This window comes from Nocardia sp. GTS18 (assembly GCF_013839555.1).
In the GTDB taxonomy this organism is placed as follows: Bacteria; Actinomycetota; Actinomycetes; order Mycobacteriales; family Mycobacteriaceae; genus Nocardia; species Nocardia rosealba.
The window spans coordinates 160,122-176,500 of the sequence record NZ_JACBIU010000005.1; the positions used below are offsets into that span (position 1 = coordinate 160,122).

The window sequence follows — 16,379 nt, forward strand, 5'->3', positions numbered from 1 at the left end:
AGCCGCTGGCAGACAAGCGATTTCTGTCATACCCCATCGGTATCGTCGAAGTGTCACACAACTGGCCCGGCGAGTGTTGCCGGGCGGTGCGAGAACGGGGGCACGACATGAGTGACGACTTCCGCGGCGATCTGCGTCCACCACGCAGGCACGGAACCACCTGGCGCGAATCGGAATACCGGATCCTCGCCGACGACCTGCGGGCAGGGGCCGACCTGGCCAACACCGCCCGCACGCTCGGGCGAACGGAATCGGCGATCCGCACCGCGCTGCGCAACTTCGTCCCACCCGAGGAACGGGTCTCCACCGCCGAACGAGAACGGTGGGTACGCACGCGCCTGGTCGCCGAACCCGAATGGGACTGGTGGGCGGTGGTGATCGACCAGCACCGCCGCTCCGGCAGCCGCTTGTGGTTCACCCGCCACGAACACTGTGCCCGGATCGGCTGGCGCCGTAAGACGCCTATGCCCGCGCTCGCCCAGGAACTCGACACCTCGGAACTCTCGGCCGCCGAGTTGCTGCGCTCACTCGGCCTCGTCGAGAGCATCGAGGAAGCCGCCGACCGACTCGGCGCCACCCCGGGACACGCGCTGGCCGAACGGGTTTCGGCCCGCCGCGACCGCGCCGTCGGCGCCCGCTGGATCCTGGTGGTCGACGGCGCCGCGGGCACGACCCACCCCCGCAACGCACCGACCCGCCGCCACATCTCCCTGCACGAGACCCGCGCCGCCGCCGAAGCCGAACGCGACCGCATCCTCGCCTGGCACCAGCGCCTCACCGCCTCGGCTCGGCGTAGCGGGCCGCCAACCGAACAGGACATCGACAGCCCGTACACATACGGCGACACGACAGTCCTGCGTGACCATGGCGCACCCGCACCCGCACCCGCAGCCGCACCCGCACCCGCATCGGCGGACCAGTCGCATCGGTCGGCGCATTCGGACCAAGGCACCGCGGCTCTGCCCAGCGTGGGCGACCTCGCAGAGACGACCCGGCCGCACCGGCAGGCGCGTGCCGATGGCGACGCCGCGGCGTCGTCCGGGCCGGGCGATGCCCGCGAGTCGGTGTGGTGGACCATCGCCGAACGCGGGCTCGGCGCGAGCACCGGACCGACTCGGTGCGGTGATTTCGCCGCGGTGGGCGGCGGTGGTGAGGTCGCCGCGGAGGCGCTGGCGGTGGGCGACATCATCAGGGTGCCGGTTCCCGACGGGTTCCTCCAGGACCGCATCATCGCGATCGCTCGCGCGGGCGCGGGTGCGCCGGTCACCGTCGACCTCGCGCCCGTCGCGAACTCGCGGATCCGTCGTGTCGTCGAGTTCGGGCCGCAGGAGCGGGTCGAGGTGGTGCGGCACACCGAGCAACGATCCGCCTGACCGCGACCACGAACCGACGCTCGCGGCGGGCGTCGACCGGACACCCTGGTATCGGCGGTGCCCGCACACCCGCCGCGTGCGCGACACCGATGACGCCTCGGTGCGGGCAGCCGTCGGTCCGGGTGTGACCGGATGTCGGGTGCCGCCGGGGTGGTCCGTCAGTCGGCGGCGGTACGTCCGGGCATGGTGGCGGCCGCCGCGAACATGATCACCGCCATGGTCAGGATGGCGGCGAACACCAGGTGGATGCCGGAGGCGAGTTCGGTGGGAGTCGGGTGGTCGGGGTCGGTGATGCCGGTGTTGACGATGGCGCCGAACACCGCGACTCCGAGGGCGCTGCCGAGGGAGCGGGCGAACATGTTGGCCGAGGTCACCACGCCCCGCTCCTGCCAGGGCGCGCTGTTCTGCGCCGCGATGAGGGTGGGGGAGGCGACCAGACCCATGCCACCGCCGATCAGGAAGCACGAACCCGCGATCTGCCACGGGCTGGTCCCGGCGTCGATGAACAGTGTTGTCGCGCAACCGATGACGGCGAGTGTGCTGCCGAGCAGACCGGCGATGCGGAATCCCCAGCGCAGGTACAACCGGCCCGACAGTGTCGCCGCCAGCGGCCAGCCGAGGGTGAGTCCGCCGACGGTGAGCCCGGCGACGAGGGCGGTGGTGCCGAGCACTCCCTGGGCGAAAGTCGGGACGTAGGAAGTCAATCCGAGCACCACCGCACCGACCAGCAGCGACACCGTACTGCTGGCGATCACGATCCGCCGCGTGAAAACCCACAGCGGCAGGACCGGATTGGGCACCCGCAATTCGACGACGGCGAACAGCGCGAGCACCACCGCGCTGCCCGCGAACAGAGCGATCGACACCGGCGAACCCCACGCCCACGCCTGCCCGCCTTCGAGCAGCGCCAGGATCAGCGCTCCCGCACCGAGCGTGAGCAGCACCGCGCCGAGGTAGTCGATCCGCTGACGGGTCCGCGGCGCCGATTCGGCGAAGTGCCGCACCAACATCCACGCCGCGACCGCGCACAGCGGCAGGTTGATCAGGAAGATCCACCGCCAGTCCGCGTGATCGGAGAGCAGCCCACCCAGCAGCGGACCGAGCACCGCCGACCCGGCCCACACGCCCGCCATGTACCCCTGAACCTTGGCCCGTTCGGTCAGGTTGTAGAGGTCGCTGGCGATGACCATCGTCATCGGCTGGATCGCGCCGGCGCCGATTCCCTGGATGGCACGAAAGACGATGAGCGCCAGCATGCTCGAGGCCAGCCCGCACAGCAGCGAGCCGACCGCGAACACGGCGATCCCGAACAGGATCACCGGCTTACGCCCCACCATGTCGGCGAGCTTGCCGTAGATCGGCACCGTCACCGCCTGTGCCAGCAGGTAGATCGAGAACAACCACGGGAACATCGCGAATCCACCGAGCGAGTCGGTGATGGTGAGCACCGCCGTGGCGATGATGGTGGAGTCGAGCGCGATCAACGAGGTCGAGAGCATGAGCGAGGCGAGTACCGCACCCCGTTCGGATCGCAACCCGACAGCCGTGTCCGCCGTATCGGTCGCCACTGCGGTCCTTTCCTCGACTAACCAATCGGTCCACGGTATCCGGCGCGCCCGCGTTCGCGCGCGGGGATTTCCGTGCCGGACGGGCCGGGTCAGGCCGCCGCGAACTTGGCGGCGATCTCGGCCGCGGTGACCTTGGCCAACTCCACGAAGAACGGCACCCGTTCGTCGATCATCAGCGTGACGGGTCCGCGCAGGCCGAGCGCGAATCGGCAGCGGCCCTCGGGGTCGAGGATCGGTAGGCCGATGGTGCGGAATCCGGGGTCGAGTTCGCGGTCGTTGAACGCGTAGCCGCGTTCGCGGGTGGTGACGAGTTCGGCGCGCAGTTCTTCGGGTCCGGTCACGGACCGTTCGGTGCCTTCTTCGTAGGGCAGCGAACGCAACTCGTCGTCATCGACGTCGGACCAGGCGAGCAGTGCTTTGCCGAGCGCGCTGGCGTGCAGCGGCAGCCGGACACCCTGCAGCTTGTGCCCGTCGCTCTCGCGCCACCGGCTGGTGCCGAGCAGGACGGCGTGGATTCCGTGGCGGGTGGCGACCGAGCCGGTCGCCCCGGTGGTGGCGGCGAGCTGTTCGAGGCAGGGCTCGGCGAGGTAGATCTTGTGCTGGCGGTAGGCGATCTGGCCGTACTCGGCCAGTGCCCCGCCCATGCGATACCGGCTGGACTCGGCGTCCTTCTCCAAGAAGCCCGCCTGTACCAGCGCGCCGAGCAACCGGTGCGTGGTGCTGACCGCAAGTCCTTGTGCGCGTGCGACTTCCGAGACACCGCGTTCCTCGCCACCGCGGAAGCAGTCGAGTACAGACAGGGCTCGGGTGACAGTCTGCACGCTGGAGGTCTCCACGAACCGAAGGTAACACAGGCATTGTGCGCAAGCCTGTCGGTGTATTCCGATATATGGAAAGCAATGCGGCGCGGTGACCGAGCAATTTCCATAAATCTGCGGATGCCTTCGTGTCAAGCTTTCCGATCCACGGAAAGGCATACCTCGTTTCGCACGATGCGCGCTCATACGCTCCGAGGGCATCGACCCCGTCCCGAACAGGAGCCCCGAATGTCCCGCAGGCTGTCGGCCTTCTCGCGGATCGCGCTCGCGATCGCCCCCGTCGTCGCCCTCGTCGCGGCATGTGGCTCCGGCTCGACGCCGGAACAGGGGGCAGGCACCCCCTACGTCCTCAAGGTCACCGACCCGGGCAACAGCGGCCCGCTGGCCGTCGGCAAACGCGACGGAACCTTCGACGCGGCCCTCGCACCGCTGGGCGCCAAGATCCAATGGGTCAGCACCACACCGGGGTTCAGTTCGATGCTGAAGCTGTTCAATACCGGTGAACTCGACGTGTCCGGCGCCGCTTTCAGTCCCGTGGTCGGCGCGCTGTCCAAGGACGTCGGCGTGAAGATCGTCGCGGTGGCCGATCCGGCGGGCCAGGATCAGAGCGGCATCGTCGTCCGGCCGGAGTCGGGGGTGACCTCGGTGGCCGGCCTGGCGGGCAAGCGGATCGCGGTGAACCCGGCGGGTAAGGGCGAGTACATCACGCTCAAAGCCCTTGCCCAGGCCGGTATTTCGGCCGATCAGGTCACCCGGGTCCCGCTGCAGCAGAAGGATGCCGCCTCGGCGTTCGCGACCGGCAAGGTCGACGCGTGGGCGTCGTTCCTCGTGCCGTACCAGGAGGCCAAGGCCGCGGGCGCGGTGGAGATCACCACCGAGAAGCAGATCGGCTCCAAGGACAACTCCGTGGTGGTGTTCCGCACCGAGATCCTCGACGAGCGCCCCGACGTGGCCGCGAAGTATCTGGAAGTCCTGCAAGGCCTTACCGCGAAGCAGAAGGCCGCACCGGCCGACTTCGAGAACGTCTTCGACAAGTCCGGTCCACGCGCGCTCACCGGTGAGCGCCTGGCCGACGCTGTCCGGGTGGGCGCGCAGGCCTCCGTGCCCCGGTTGCCCGTCGACTCCGACGCCACCGACCTGGCCGATGTGGTGAACACCTTCGCCGACAACGGTGTCATCGATCGCCGTATCACCGCCGCCGACATCTTCTACGACCTGAAGTCCAAGCTGACCCCCGAACAGCTCGCCGCGTTGAAGGACAAGTGAGGTGAGCATTCTCGTCCTTGCCCCGCCTCGTGTCCGGCGCACCCGGGAGCGGCCACGCTGGTTGTCGCTCGGTTTGCGCGCGCTGCTACCCGTCCTCATCGTGCTCGCCTGGTGGGCGGGTTCGGCAAGCGGTGCGATCTCGCCGCGGGTGATCGCCGGACCCGGTGCCGTCTGGTCGGCACTGGTCGAGCTGGCGGGCAGCGGTCAACTGCTCGACTTCGCCCTCGCCTCGTTCGGCCGGGCAGCCGCCGGGGTGGCGATCGGGGTCGGCGTCGGACTGGTGCTCGGGCTGCTGTCGGGGCTGTCCGCGCTCGGCGAGGAACTGGTCGACTCGACCATGCAGATCGTGCGTGCGGTGCCGTTCCTGGCGCTGGTTCCGTTGTTCATCGCCTGGTTCGGCATCGACGAGCTCTACAAGGTGCTGCTGATCGCGGTGGCGACCACCGCCCCGATGTACGCCTACACCTACCTGGGCGTGCGCAATGTCGACCGCAAGATGGTCGAGGCGGCACGCAGTTTCGGCCTCACCGGAACCCGGCTCGTCGTCGAGGTGATCGTGCCCGCCGCGCTGCCCGGCATCCTGATGGCGCTGCGGGTGTGCTTGTCGATCAGCATCACCGCGCTGATCGCCGCCGAACAGGTCGGCACCCAGCAGGGCGTCGGCTACCTGGTGACGCTGGCCCAGGAATACAACCGCACCGACTACATGGTGCTGTGCGTGGTCCTCTACGCGCTGCTCGGTCTGGTGTTCGACGCACTCGTACGGCTCGCGGAACGGTACGCGATGCCCTGGCGCAAGCAGGTGGCGATCCGATGACGACAACAGCAGCCGCCCCGATCGAGGTAGCGGCGGACCCGGTGGCGGTGTCGATCACCGGACTGCACAAGGCCTTCGGTGACAAGACCGTGCTCGACGGCGTCGACCTCACCATCCGCCGCGGCGAGTTCGTGGTGCTGCTCGGCCCGAGCGGCACCGGCAAGACCACGCTGCTGCGCCTGCTCACCGGGCTCGAAACACCGGACGCCGGTGAGGTTCTCGTACCGCCGCGCCGCACGACCGTGTATCAGGAACCGCGCCTGATCCCGTCGAAGCGGGTGCTGGCCAACGTGATCGTCGGCCTGCGACGCGGCAGAGCGCAGCGCGAAGCCGGCCTGCGCGCGTTGACCGAAGTGCACCTCGACGGCAAGGCAGGGCAGTGGCCCGCCACCCTGTCCGGTGGCGAGGCGCAGCGCGCCGCCCTGGCCAGGGCCCTGGTTCGCGAACCGGAACTGCTGCTGCTCGACGAGCCGTTCGCGGCGCTGGACGCGTTGACCCGGCTGCGCATGCAGGACCTGGTCGGCGATCTGGTCGCGCGTCACCGGCCCGCCGTGCTCATGGTCACCCACGATGTCGACGAGGCGATCCGGCTCGCCGACCGGGTGATCATCCTCGACCGCGGCCGTTTCGCCGTCGACGAGACCGTCGACCTACCTCACCCGCGCGATCACGCGGCACCCGAAACCCTCGGCTACCGAACGCGATTCCTCGCCCAACTCGGTGTCGGACCACATGCAAGGAGCCTGTCATGACCGAAACCCTGTGGTACACCCGCTGCCCCGTGCCCACCGCGAGCGGGCTCGCGCACAGCCTCGGCTGGCTCGGTGAGACCGCCGCGAACGCGGGCCTCGAGTTCGGCGTGCTGCAGGACGCGGGCCCCGAACTCGCCGGGCACCACTTCCTGCACGACCTGTCCGGCCTGATCCGCGAGGGCGGAAATGTGCCGGCCCTGGCCGCACGCGCACAGGGCTCACCGACCCGCCTGATCGGGCTCACCTGGATCGACGAGTCCCAGGCGATCCTGGTCGGCCCCGATTCGCCGGTCACCGACGCCGCCGGGCTGGCCGGACTGCGCATCGGCGTCCCCGCCTGGGCGCAGGACCAGGCCCGTAGCTTCCCGCGAGCGATGGCGCTGCACGGCTTCGCCAACGCCCTGCGCCCGGCCGGGCTGACCTTGTCCGACGTGCGTGTCGTGGAACTCGCGGTCGAGCGGGATCCGCAGGTGCGCAACGAGATCCAGAGCGCTCGTCGCTCGACGACCTGGGGTGTGGACGAACTCCTCGACGGCAGAGTCGACGCGATCTACGTCAAGGGCGCGCGCGCCAAGGAGGTGGCGGCAGAGAAAGGTCTGCGCGTGGCGGTCGACCTCGACGCCTCGGCCACCAAGCACCTGCGGGTCAACAACGGCACCCCGCGCCCGATCACGGTCCACGCCGACCTGCTCGAATCCCGGCCCGAGGTCGTCGTCGGCTTCCTCGCGCAGAGCCTGCGCGCCGCCGACTGGGCCGCCGGTGACCTCGACGGTGTCCGCGCTGTGCTCCAGCGCGAAACGCTGTCCGGCCCGGCCGGTGTCGTCGCTGCCTACGGTGCCGAGTTCCACCGCGGCCTGCATCCCTCGCTCACCGACGAACGGGTCGAGCTGCTCGGTGTGCAGAAGCAGTTCCTCTACACCCACGGCTTCCTGGCCGCCGATTTCGATCTCGAATCCTGGGTCGCCCCTGAGCCGTTGGCGCGGGCGCGTGAGATCGTCGCTGCCGAGCGGGTGCCGGCATGACCGGTTTCCTGTGGCGGCTGCCCAGCCGTGGTGACGGACGACGCGCCGATCCGGCGCTGCGTGGCCGCAGCGGATTCGGACCGCCGAATCCGGCCGTCGAAACCACCGATCTGCGGCCCGGTCGCTACGGCCCGTTCGACGACCTCGCCCAGATCGTCGACGCCGCCGAGCTCACCGGCTTCGACGGCGTACTCGCCCCCTACGACCCGCTCGGCGAGGAATCCTGGATCGTGGCGGCCGCGGCCCTGCGCGCCACCCGTTACACACGCGTAACGGTCGAATTCCAGCCCGCGTTCGGCACCCCGGTGTACGCGGCGAAGATGTCGGCGACGCTGCAGCGGCACTCGGCAGGCCGGCTGAACTGGCGCTTGGCCGTCGACACCGACGCGGCCGAGGCCCGTGCGCGCGGTGACAGGCTCGCCGGCGACGAACGCTACGACCGCGCCGCGGAATTCCTCACGGTCGCCCGCGGTGTCTGGAACGAGAACGAGGTCGGCGCAGTGGGTTTCGCGGGCACCGGCTTCGATTACGCGGGTCGCCACTACGACGTCGTCGACGGTGGTTTTCGTGGCATCCTGTCCGGTCTGCCGTTCCCGGCGGTGCATCTGAGCGGCACCACGCCCGCCGCGCTCGCCCTCTCGGCCGCGCACGGCGATGTCCATCTGTTCGCCGAACACGAAGACGGAATCACCCGTGCGGTCACCGAATTGAGGGAGCGGGCCGCCGCGTCCGGCCGCAGCGTGCGGGTCGGCCTCGAGTTGCCGATCATCGCGAGGGAGACCGAGGACGAAGCCTGGGCCAGGGTGCATCGGCAGTGGGCCGAACTCGACCGTCCCGAGAACGTCGCCGACCACATCCTCGGTGACGGTCGCTGGTCCGGGTTCCACGCGTTCGGCTACGACCAGCGCATCGGCTTGGTCGGCAGCTATGCGCAGGTGGCACAACGCCTTTCGGAGTACATCGCTGCGGGCGTGCAGACCTTCGTGTTGTCGGGCCACCCCGCGATCGAGGAAATCCACCGCGCGGGCGAGCACCTGCTGTTCCTCGCCGACCCGAACGCCCGCACACTCGCTCAGGAGGTCACCGCATGACCATCGACGTCTACTGGCGCATCGGCATGGAAGGCGATCACGCCTCGCTGCGGACCCCACGCCGCTACAACCGGGGCAACGCGGGCGGCTACGGCCCGGGCAATATCGCACCGGCCGTCCGGAACGGCGCCCTCGACGAGTACACCTACCTCGATCACGTAGCCGCGGTCGCCAAGGCCACGGAATCGGCGGGCTTCCTGGGTGGGTTGCTGCCGTCGTTCCCGGTGACCGACGACCCATGGGCCTTCGCCGCCGCGCTGGCCGCCGAGACCACCACCTACCGCTTCATGGTCGCGTTCCAGCCCGGCTTCCTGCACCCGGTGCAGGCGGCGCGCATGTCGGCGAGCCTGCAACGCGCCACGGGCGGACGGCTGGTCTACAACATCATCAGCGGTGGTAGCGGTCCGGCCCAATTGTGGTGGGGCGACAAGGTTTCCCACGACGACCGCTACGCGCGCACGAGCGAGTTCCTCGACGTGCTGCGCGGCGTCTGGGATGGTGAGCCCTTCGATCACGACGGCCGCTTCTTCCGCACCGAAGGCGCCGCACTGCCACCGGGCCTGGCCGGGCAACACTTCCCCGAGGTGTACTTCTCCGGTTCGTCGGGTGCCGCCGTGGCCGCCGCGGGCCGCCACGCCGACTACTACCTGTCCTGGCTCGAGCCCTACGCCGACCTGCGCGCCAAGTTCGACGGTGTCCGCCGCAACGCCGAAACCACCGGGCGCACACCGGAGTTCGCCGTCCGCATCGACATCGTCGCCCGCCACACCGAGGAAGCCGCGTGGGCCGAGATCGAGAAGGGCTGGGCTTTCGTCGACCGCGACGCCGCCAACCGCGCGGCCCAGGGCGACTCGGTCGGCGCTGCCCGGATCAAAGGCTGGGTGCCCGAGAACATCACCGGCTACCGCGATCTGGAAGTACAGCCCAATGTCTGGTGCGGTTTCAGCCTGATCCGGGGCGGCCCGGCGTTCGGCCTGGTCGGCAGCTACGAACAGGTAGCCCAGCGGCTCGACGAATTGATCGACCTCGGCGTCGACGCCTTCATCCTCGCGGGCAACCCGCATCTGGAAGAGGCCTATCGGGTCGGCGAGGAAGTACTGCCGCTGCTCGGCCGCTCCCGGCTCACCGCCCCACCCACCGACACCGTCCTCGCGACGGCCCGATAACCACAGGAGTCCCAATGACCACCACCGAAACCCTGCTGACGGAGACCGTGACAGCCTTCGTCGCGGCGGCCACCCGCGACGCCGAGACCGCGTTCCGGGTCTTCCGGGAAACCGGAACCGTCACCGGCAACGGCACCGTCAACTTCGTCGAGCGCGTGCCAGGCACCGAGATCGCCGTCGCCCTCAACGAACCCGGCCCCTGGGCCACCGACCGCACAGTCGAGCCCGTCGTGGCGACCTTCGATGGAGAAGTGCTGTCCGGCAAGGGATCCGCCGGATTCGTCACCGGCTACGCGAAGGTCTTCCGTACGCACCCGGAGATCACCTCGGTCGTGCACATCCACACGCCGTGGCTGGGTGGCTGGGCCCAGACCCACCGCACCCTGCCCATCCGCTACGCCGCCTCCCAGCGGCTCACCCTGTCGCGCGAGATCCCGCCGCACATCGACCGCACCATCGGGGCGGGCGACTTCATCCTGAGCAAGCTCGAGACCGACCCGCACCTGGCCGCCATCTTCGAGGCGAACGGCGGGGCCAACGTGATCGGCCGTGCCGGCCTGCTGGAACTGGCGAAATTCGTGGTGCTGCTCGAGGAGGGTGCGCAGTATCAGGCGATCGCCGAAAGCCTCGGCGGCTCGGTCGAATTCGATCCGTCCAACCTGGCGGTGCAGTGGCAGCGCAGCGGACTGGCCGACGAAGCCCGCCGCCTCGGCCTGATCGGAGACGCGCGATGAGCATCCGGGTCGGCTACTTCCCGCACAACAATTCCCTGTTCGTCCTGCGCCACCGTGGCATTCTCGAACGGCTGCTGCCCGAGGTCGAATGGGTCGACCTGCGCGAACTGCCCCGGCCCGCCCGGGTAGACCCGAAAACCGCACTGCCCGGCGAACATTCGGACTGGCTGTTCACCGAGGGCGGCTACGACATCATCGGCACCGGCTTCACCCCACCACTCACGGCGCTGGCCAACCAGCGCGACATCGTCTACCTCGGCATCTCGGGCCCGCGGGTGGAGAACGGCAGGCTGGTCGCGACCGCCGCGAGCGGCATCACCTCCGCCGCCGATCTGCGCGGCAAGCGGGTCGGCATCGCGCACGGCTCCTGGCAGACCACGCTGCTGCTGTTCGCTCTCGACAAGGTCGGCCTGACCTGGGCCGATGTCGAACCGATCGACGTGGACGTGCGCGGCGGCGGCGCGGCACTGCTGGCCGGTGAGCTCGATGCCTGGGTCGGCACCTACCCCGGTCTGCAGGAGATCGAGGCAGCCACCGAACTCGTCACACTGGTCGACACCGCCTCGGTCTTCAGCCACCCTTCCCTGTGGTTCACCCACCGCGACCTCGCCGAAGGCGATCCCGACACGGTAGAGGCGGTGCTGGCGGCGCTGCGCGAATCCGACGCCTGGATCGCCGAGAACCCGCGGGCCGCGGCGCAGTATTTCGTCGACGACGCGCTCCGCCACGGGATCCCCGCCGATCTCGACGCCTGGGAAGCGGCCCTGCGCGGCCGACCGTTCGGCGTGCACCCCGTGACCGAGGTCTTCCTCGACGAACAGCAGCGCGCCGCCGACCTCCTCGCCGCGAACGGGCTGCTCCCGCGCGCGATCGAGGTCCGGTCGGCGGTGCTCCCGTGGATCGGGGAGCTGATCGACGAACAGGCCACCACCACGGTCTGAGTCCCGGATCAGCTCCGCCGCGACCCCGTGACCCACACCGGTCCCGTGAGCAACCAGATCACCGTGATCACGCCGAGCGAACCGAAGATCCCCATCAGCTGTTCGCGCTGCTCGGCGTCGGCCACGGTGTAGCTCAGCGCCAGGGTGAGCGCGCCCGCGATGGCCGCGGCGCCGAGCCAGCGGGCGAAATCGGCCCACTCCTTGCGGGTGCGTTCGGGCCCGTATTTCGGCACCCGAACCGGTGCGGGGCCGCCGGCGAAGCGGTGGGCGAAGCGCTCGTCCAGCCACCGGATCATGCGCGGTCCGAACATCACCGTGCAGCCGAGGTAGATCCCGGCGATCCGGTGCGCGAACGTCACTTCGCCACCCCGGTGCAGATCGATCGCCACCGCGACCACCAGCACCACGTCCAGCGCCGGGACCAGCGCCAGGGTGACGGTGCTGGCGCGGCGCAACCGCAGCAGGTAGCGCAGAGCCAACCCGCCCACCACCAGCACCCAGAAGCCGATCTCACACCCCGCGATCGTCAGCAGGACCGGATTCGTCAGTTCGTTCATGTACCTCAGGGTGCCGAACCGGGTCCGGGTGACACATCCGGCTTCCGGTCGCGGGCGGGTCCGTCCTTCGGGGGACGTCTACCACCGCCCGATGTGCTGGAATGAGCAGATGCCCACCGTCCGCGCGCCCATGGATCGGCTCGTGGAGGCGTTCGACAGCGCCACCTCCGCGGCCGTCGGGGTCTTCCTCGTCGGGTTGCTGCTGTGGGGTGTCGGTGGCTGGTCCATCGTCGCCGACCGCGATCTCTATCCGCCCGCCGCGAAACTGGCACTGCTGTTCGCCGCCCTCGCCATCCAGCTCACCGCGCAACGCAGGCCCGCCCTCGCATTCGGGCTGATGATCGCGTTGCTGGCAGGCGACTTCGTCTTCGGGCCCTCCTTGCCGCTGTGGATCGCGCTCACCGATGTGATCTTCCTGGCCGTGAGCACCGGGTCGGCGCGCCTGTCGGTGGTGGTCGGCTGGTTCGCGTTCCTGGTGACCGTCGGTGGCGCGCTGCTCGCCCTGGCCCTGCTCGGGGTGCGTGCCGGGCTCTACGCCGGTCTGATCGGGGTGGCGCTCACCTGGTCGCCCCTGGGTTACGGCCGGGCCGTGCGGGCCTCCCGGCGGATGGTCGACGCCGAACGCGATGCCGGTCGCGCCGAACTCGCCGCGCGTGACGCCGAACGCTCCGCCGCCATCGGGGAGGAGCGCAGGCGCCTGGCCCGCGATCTACACGACGCGGTCGCCGGTCACGTCTCGGCCGTCGCCATCCTCGCCGAGGTCGCGCAGCGCGACCCGGGCAATATCGGTGTCCTGCAAACGATCCGGTCGAGCAGCCTGGCCGCCATGGAAGAGATGCGCACCACCATCGAACTGCTCACCGGACCCGACGACAGCGCCGTCACGACCCGGCTGGCCTCGCTGGACGGCCTGATCGAGGCGGCCGAGGCGGCGGGCGGGTCGGTCTCGCTGCGCAGGCCCGACGACCTGTCGCTGCCGCTGGCGATCGAGGCCGTGGTCACCCGGATCCTCGGCGAGACCATCACCAACGCGACCAAACACGCACCGGGCGCACCCTTGGACATCGAACTGCGCCGGGAGGGTACCGGGCTGGTGGTCGAGGCGAGCAATCCCCTCGGTTCCGAGGTGGCGACAGGCCACGGAAACGGGTTGCGCAACATGATGTTCCGCGCCGAATCGATGGACGGCACCGCCACCGCGGGCGCCCGCGACGGCCGATGGCATGTTCGGGTCCGGATCCCCCTGGAGGCCAGATGACGGTGACCGTGCTGGTGGCCGACGATCACGCCGCGATCCGCGCCGGCCTGAAGATGCTGCTCGAGGCCACCGGCGAGGTGCGGGTGGTCGGTGAAGCGGCCGACGGTGCCGCGGCCGTCCGCCAGGCCAAGGCACTGAGCCCCGACGTCGTCCTGATGGACGTGCGCATGCCCCGCGTCGACGGCCTGGCGGCCACGGCGGCCGTCGTCGCCGAGACCAGCGCGAAGGTCCTGGTCCTCACCACGTTCGCCATCGACGACTACGTGCTCGGCGCGCTGTCGGCAGGCGCCAGCGGGTTCCTGCTGAAATCGGTGGGCGGCGACGACCTGGTCCGCGCCGTCCAGGCGGTGGCCGACGGCGACGCGGTACTCGACCCCAAGGTGACCCGTGCCGTGATCGCCGCCCTCCCACGCACCGAGGAAACCACCCCACCCGACCTCTCGGCCCTCACCGACCGCGAACGGCAGGTGCTGGCCGGTCTCGGCGCCGGCCTGTCCAACATGCAGATCGGCACCCGCCTGCGGATCGGCGAGGCGACGGTGAAAACCCACGTCTCGCGGGTGCTGAGCAAGCTCGGCGTGCAATCACGCGTGCAGGCCGCCGTCATCGCGGCACAGGTCGGTCTCGAATTTCCGTGACGCCATATCGTGCCGTTTGAAACGGGCACGCCGGTTCAATACCCATGTCAGGGCGCCCAGGTGGCCTGCGGAGTGTCGTGCACGCCACCCGACCCGCCTGAGGTTGAATATTCAATAGATCTGGCTCTACCGCGTCACGCGTTCTCGACATCGGCGTCACCACGAACAACCGACGAAGGAGCAACGATCGTGAGCATGATCCTGGCCGCTGTGCACGACACCTATGGCATCGTTCTCGCGCAGGTGGGCAACCCGACGCCGGAGGCGCCGCCCATGGCCGACAAGGTGCTGCAGCTCGGCCGGTACTTCACCTGGATGATCCTGCTGTCCGGCGTCACCGCCATCACCTACGGCGGCGGCCGCTTCGCCTGGGAGAAGTGGAACGGCGGCGGCCTGCAGTCACCCAAGATGATCGCCAGCGCGATGGCGGGCGGCGCGGTCGCCACCAGCGCGGGCACCATCATGAACGCCGTCATCGGAGCCTGACACAGCACCGAGGGCCGGAAGCCTCTGTTTCCGGAGAAGAAGCCGACCGTACCGTGGACGGATGGAGTGGTTCCTGATCGGCGTCTGTGTGGTCCTCCTCATCCTGCTCGCCGGCGCCGTTGCCGCGGTGATGATGTGGTTTCGAGCGAAGCGGGAGTGGCGCGCGGAAGCGGTCCGCGCCCGGCGGTATCAACAGACCCGGCCACAGACCGGGCACGGTTCCGGGCATATCGGCTCGTCGAGCGGCCGCAGCTACCCCTCCCCGCCGAGCAGCGGCAGCGGGGGAACCTCCCTGGGCGGCATGATCTGACCTGCTGATTCAGGGCCGGAAGAGTCGCTCGGTCGGAGCGAGCGGGCGCAGGGTTTTCGATACCTGGGCGACCAGTCGCCACGGCCGATCGGTGTCGGTGGAGGCTTTGCCGCTGGTGAGGATCGCGCCGGACAGGCCGCGATCGGGGTCTGCCCACCCGTACTGGGTGGTCAGCCCGCTGCGGCCGAAATGGTGGGTGGTGTCCGGCCCGAATTTGGAACGGCGAGCGCCCAATTCGAAACCAGCCCGGCTGACCCGGCCCGCGAGTCCCGGCATCCGGTCGGCCTGCCCGATCGCGGTGCGTACGGTGTCGGGGTCCATGATCCGCACTCCGTCCAATTCGCCGCCGCGGGCGAGGATCTCGTAGAACCGCGACAGCTCGTACGCGGTGGTCACGAGATTGCCCGAGGGCAGTTCGGCGGTGAGGAAGGCGTCGTTGGTCGCCTTGGAGGCCTTGTCCATCCGCCCGCCGACCGCCTTGTTCGTCAGGAACAGCATCAGCCGGGACGGCGGGGGACCGGTTTTCACGCTCGGCACCACTTTGTCGACATCGGCGGGGTCGACGCCGAAGTTGTTCCACCGGAAACCCAAGGGTTCGAGCACCTGCTCGGCGAGATGCTCGCGCATCCGTTTGCCCGTCGCCCGCTGCACGAGCAACCGCTGGACGAGTCCGCTGGTCAGCGCGTGGTAGACGCGGAAGCGGCCCGGCGGCCAGCTGGGGACCAGCGCGGTGAGCGCCTCGAGCGCGAGATCCTCGTCGATCACCAGCTCCGCCCCCTGGTACGGCGGGGTGATGAACGGGATGCCCGCCGAATGCGAGAGCACGTCGCCGATGGTGATCACACCCTTGCGGTGCGCCGCGAACTCCGGGATGTAGTCGCACACCGCGTCGTCCGCCGCGAACGCACCCTGCTCGATGAGCATCGACATGACCGTCGCGGCCACGCCCTTGGCGGTCGAGAATCCGCAGAACGGGGTGTCGGGGGTGACGAGGATCTTCTCCGCGTCCGGCTGCTCTCGCGGGGTATTGCCCCAGCCGTGCCCGATGGCTCGATTCAGCACGATCTTGCCGTTGCGGCGCAGACACACCTGGATCGCCGGGGTGGTCCCCATCGAATACCACGCCCGCACCGAGGACCACAGTGCCTCGACATCGGCCCGCGAGGACCCCGCATCGGCGGGGTCGTCCTCGTGCCCGACCGTCGTCACCGAGTCCAGATCATCGGCAACCTGAACCGATGTGCCAGCGAGTGCGTTCATCGGGCCAGCCTACCGACGCCGGCTACAGTCCCGCCCCCGTCAGCCAGGGCGTCGTGCCGCCAGCGATCTGCCTGGGCGAAGGGCACGGTCATCGCCCTGCCTGCTGCCTCGGTGGAGGACATGACCGGTGCGGAGCGAGTACATCTGATCGAGGACGCGAAGGACGAGGAGTGCTGGCGCGGCCTCGACCGACATCGCCGGGTGCGCGGTTTCCCGGCGTTCGCGTCGGCCGACACCACCCCGCGGTGAGCCGGCAGTCGACGCGGCGCAGGTCGACGAGTTGGTGGTGACCACCGTCGCCGCCTGCGCCACCGTCGACCAG

The 16,379-nt window shown here is 69.6% G+C and carries 18 protein-coding genes; 14 read left to right on the forward strand and 4 right to left on the reverse strand.

All coding sequences use genetic code 11. The features are described 5' to 3' along the window. Positions 1-107: 107 nt before the first annotated feature. Positions 108-1,373: a hypothetical protein gene (locus HYG95_RS08290; RefSeq protein WP_181697413.1), complete on the forward strand. Its 1,266-nt coding sequence runs from the start codon at positions 108-110 to the stop codon at positions 1,371-1,373. A 158-nt stretch (positions 1,374-1,531) separates the two neighbouring features. Here the strand turns inward: HYG95_RS08290 and HYG95_RS08295 are convergent, their stop codons facing one another. Next, positions 1,532-2,941: an MFS transporter gene (locus HYG95_RS08295; RefSeq protein WP_181697414.1), complete on the reverse strand. Its 1,410-nt coding sequence runs from the start codon at positions 2,939-2,941 to the stop codon at positions 1,532-1,534. Positions 2,942-3,030: 89 nt separating this feature from the next. Then, a complete protein-coding gene (locus tag HYG95_RS08300; protein ID WP_181697415.1) occupies positions 3,031-3,777 on the reverse strand; it encodes an IclR family transcriptional regulator in 747 nt (248 codons plus the stop codon). 210 nt (positions 3,778-3,987) lie between these two features. Here HYG95_RS08300 and HYG95_RS08305 point away from each other — a divergent pair, with 210 nt between their 5' ends. From HYG95_RS08305 to HYG95_RS08340, 8 genes are read left to right on the forward strand one after another with little or no spacing between them, the layout of a single operon-like run. Further along, positions 3,988-5,025 (forward strand): NrtA/SsuA/CpmA family ABC transporter substrate-binding protein, encoded by a 1,038-nt coding sequence (locus HYG95_RS08305; RefSeq protein WP_181697416.1) that lies wholly within the window; start codon positions 3,988-3,990, stop codon positions 5,023-5,025. Position 5,026: 1 nt separating this feature from the next. Then, positions 5,027-5,842 carry an ABC transporter permease gene (locus tag HYG95_RS08310; protein ID WP_181697417.1) on the forward strand — a complete coding sequence of 272 codons (816 nt, stop codon included), beginning with the start codon at positions 5,027-5,029 and terminating at the stop codon, positions 5,840-5,842. Next, positions 5,839-6,594: an ABC transporter ATP-binding protein gene (locus tag HYG95_RS08315; protein ID WP_181697418.1), complete on the forward strand. Its 756-nt coding sequence runs from the start codon at positions 5,839-5,841 to the stop codon at positions 6,592-6,594. The genes HYG95_RS08310 and HYG95_RS08315 overlap by 4 nt, the downstream gene beginning before the upstream one ends. After that, positions 6,591-7,616, forward strand: a complete 1,026-nt coding sequence (locus HYG95_RS08320; protein ID WP_181697419.1) for an ABC transporter substrate-binding protein — start codon at positions 6,591-6,593, stop codon at positions 7,614-7,616. The genes HYG95_RS08315 and HYG95_RS08320 overlap by 4 nt, the downstream gene beginning before the upstream one ends. Next, a complete protein-coding gene (locus HYG95_RS08325; protein WP_181697420.1) occupies positions 7,613-8,707 on the forward strand; it encodes an LLM class flavin-dependent oxidoreductase in 1,095 nt (364 codons plus the stop codon). Before HYG95_RS08320 ends, HYG95_RS08325 begins: the two co-directional genes overlap by 4 nt. Beyond that, the gene (locus HYG95_RS08330; protein ID WP_181697421.1) at positions 8,704-9,873 is read left to right on the forward strand and encodes an LLM class flavin-dependent oxidoreductase; all 1,170 of its coding nucleotides are present in this window, start codon (positions 8,704-8,706) and stop codon (positions 9,871-9,873) included. Before HYG95_RS08325 ends, HYG95_RS08330 begins: the two co-directional genes overlap by 4 nt. Before the next feature lie 14 nt (positions 9,874-9,887). Beyond that, on the forward strand, positions 9,888-10,607 hold the full coding sequence (locus HYG95_RS08335) for a class II aldolase/adducin family protein (protein WP_181697422.1): 720 nt from the start codon (positions 9,888-9,890) through the stop codon (positions 10,605-10,607). After that, the gene (locus HYG95_RS08340; protein WP_181697423.1) at positions 10,604-11,548 is read left to right on the forward strand and encodes an ABC transporter substrate-binding protein; all 945 of its coding nucleotides are present in this window, start codon (positions 10,604-10,606) and stop codon (positions 11,546-11,548) included. Before HYG95_RS08335 ends, HYG95_RS08340 begins: the two co-directional genes overlap by 4 nt. Before the next feature lie 8 nt (positions 11,549-11,556). On the opposite strand, the gene HYG95_RS08345 is transcribed toward HYG95_RS08340, so the two are convergent. Continuing rightward, positions 11,557-12,105 carry a hypothetical protein gene (locus HYG95_RS08345; protein ID WP_181697424.1) on the reverse strand — a complete coding sequence of 183 codons (549 nt, stop codon included), beginning with the start codon at positions 12,103-12,105 and terminating at the stop codon, positions 11,557-11,559. A gap of 109 nt (positions 12,106-12,214) precedes the next feature. Between HYG95_RS08345 and HYG95_RS08350 the strand changes: the two genes are divergently transcribed. From HYG95_RS08350 to HYG95_RS08365, 4 genes are all read left to right on the forward strand, one after another. Continuing rightward, the gene (locus HYG95_RS08350) at positions 12,215-13,363 is read left to right on the forward strand and encodes a sensor histidine kinase (RefSeq protein WP_255495067.1); all 1,149 of its coding nucleotides are present in this window, start codon (positions 12,215-12,217) and stop codon (positions 13,361-13,363) included. Then, complete coding sequence (locus HYG95_RS08355) at positions 13,360-14,001, forward strand: response regulator transcription factor (protein WP_181697425.1); 642 nt, start codon at positions 13,360-13,362, stop codon at positions 13,999-14,001. The genes HYG95_RS08350 and HYG95_RS08355 overlap by 4 nt, the downstream gene beginning before the upstream one ends. Before the next feature lie 195 nt (positions 14,002-14,196). Next, a complete protein-coding gene (locus tag HYG95_RS08360; protein WP_174550258.1) occupies positions 14,197-14,487 on the forward strand; it encodes a hypothetical protein in 291 nt (96 codons plus the stop codon). A 61-nt stretch (positions 14,488-14,548) separates the two neighbouring features. After that, the gene (locus HYG95_RS08365) at positions 14,549-14,797 is read left to right on the forward strand and encodes a hypothetical protein (protein ID WP_181697426.1); all 249 of its coding nucleotides are present in this window, start codon (positions 14,549-14,551) and stop codon (positions 14,795-14,797) included. Between the two features lie 9 nt (positions 14,798-14,806). Here the strand turns inward: HYG95_RS08365 and HYG95_RS08370 are convergent, their stop codons facing one another. Next, positions 14,807-16,057 carry a serine hydrolase gene (locus HYG95_RS08370; protein ID WP_181697427.1) on the reverse strand — a complete coding sequence of 417 codons (1,251 nt, stop codon included), beginning with the start codon at positions 16,055-16,057 and terminating at the stop codon, positions 14,807-14,809. Between the two features lie 120 nt (positions 16,058-16,177). Here HYG95_RS08370 and HYG95_RS24720 point away from each other — a divergent pair, with 120 nt between their 5' ends. After that, entirely contained in the window at positions 16,178-16,306 is a 129-nt protein-coding gene (locus HYG95_RS24720; RefSeq protein ID WP_255495068.1) for a hypothetical protein, read from the forward strand. Positions 16,307-16,379 lie beyond the last annotated feature (73 nt).

Coding starts and splice junctions, on each gene's coding strand:
- HYG95_RS08290 (WP_181697413.1), top strand. CDS start 108: ATGAGTGACGACTTCCGCGGCGATCTGCGTCCACCACGCAGGCACGGA.
- HYG95_RS08305 (WP_181697416.1), top strand. CDS start 3,988: ATGTCCCGCAGGCTGTCGGCCTTCTCGCGGATCGCGCTCGCGATCGCC.
- HYG95_RS08315 (WP_181697418.1), top strand. CDS start 5,839: ATGACGACAACAGCAGCCGCCCCGATCGAGGTAGCGGCGGACCCGGTG.
- HYG95_RS08320 (WP_181697419.1), top strand. CDS start 6,591: ATGACCGAAACCCTGTGGTACACCCGCTGCCCCGTGCCCACCGCGAGC.
- HYG95_RS08325 (WP_181697420.1), top strand. CDS start 7,613: ATGACCGGTTTCCTGTGGCGGCTGCCCAGCCGTGGTGACGGACGACGC.
- HYG95_RS08330 (WP_181697421.1), top strand. CDS start 8,704: ATGACCATCGACGTCTACTGGCGCATCGGCATGGAAGGCGATCACGCC.
- HYG95_RS08335 (WP_181697422.1), top strand. CDS start 9,888: ATGACCACCACCGAAACCCTGCTGACGGAGACCGTGACAGCCTTCGTC.
- HYG95_RS08340 (WP_181697423.1), top strand. CDS start 10,604: ATGAGCATCCGGGTCGGCTACTTCCCGCACAACAATTCCCTGTTCGTC.
- HYG95_RS08345 (WP_181697424.1), bottom strand. CDS start 12,105: ATGAACGAACTGACGAATCCGGTCCTGCTGACGATCGCGGGGTGTGAG.
- HYG95_RS08350 (WP_255495067.1), top strand. CDS start 12,215: ATGCCCACCGTCCGCGCGCCCATGGATCGGCTCGTGGAGGCGTTCGAC.
- HYG95_RS08355 (WP_181697425.1), top strand. CDS start 13,360: ATGACGGTGACCGTGCTGGTGGCCGACGATCACGCCGCGATCCGCGCC.
- HYG95_RS08360 (WP_174550258.1), top strand. CDS start 14,197: ATGATCCTGGCCGCTGTGCACGACACCTATGGCATCGTTCTCGCGCAG.
- HYG95_RS08365 (WP_181697426.1), top strand. CDS start 14,549: ATGGAGTGGTTCCTGATCGGCGTCTGTGTGGTCCTCCTCATCCTGCTC.
- HYG95_RS08370 (WP_181697427.1), bottom strand. CDS start 16,057: ATGAACGCACTCGCTGGCACATCGGTTCAGGTTGCCGATGATCTGGAC.
- HYG95_RS24720 (WP_255495068.1), top strand. CDS start 16,178: ATGACCGGTGCGGAGCGAGTACATCTGATCGAGGACGCGAAGGACGAG.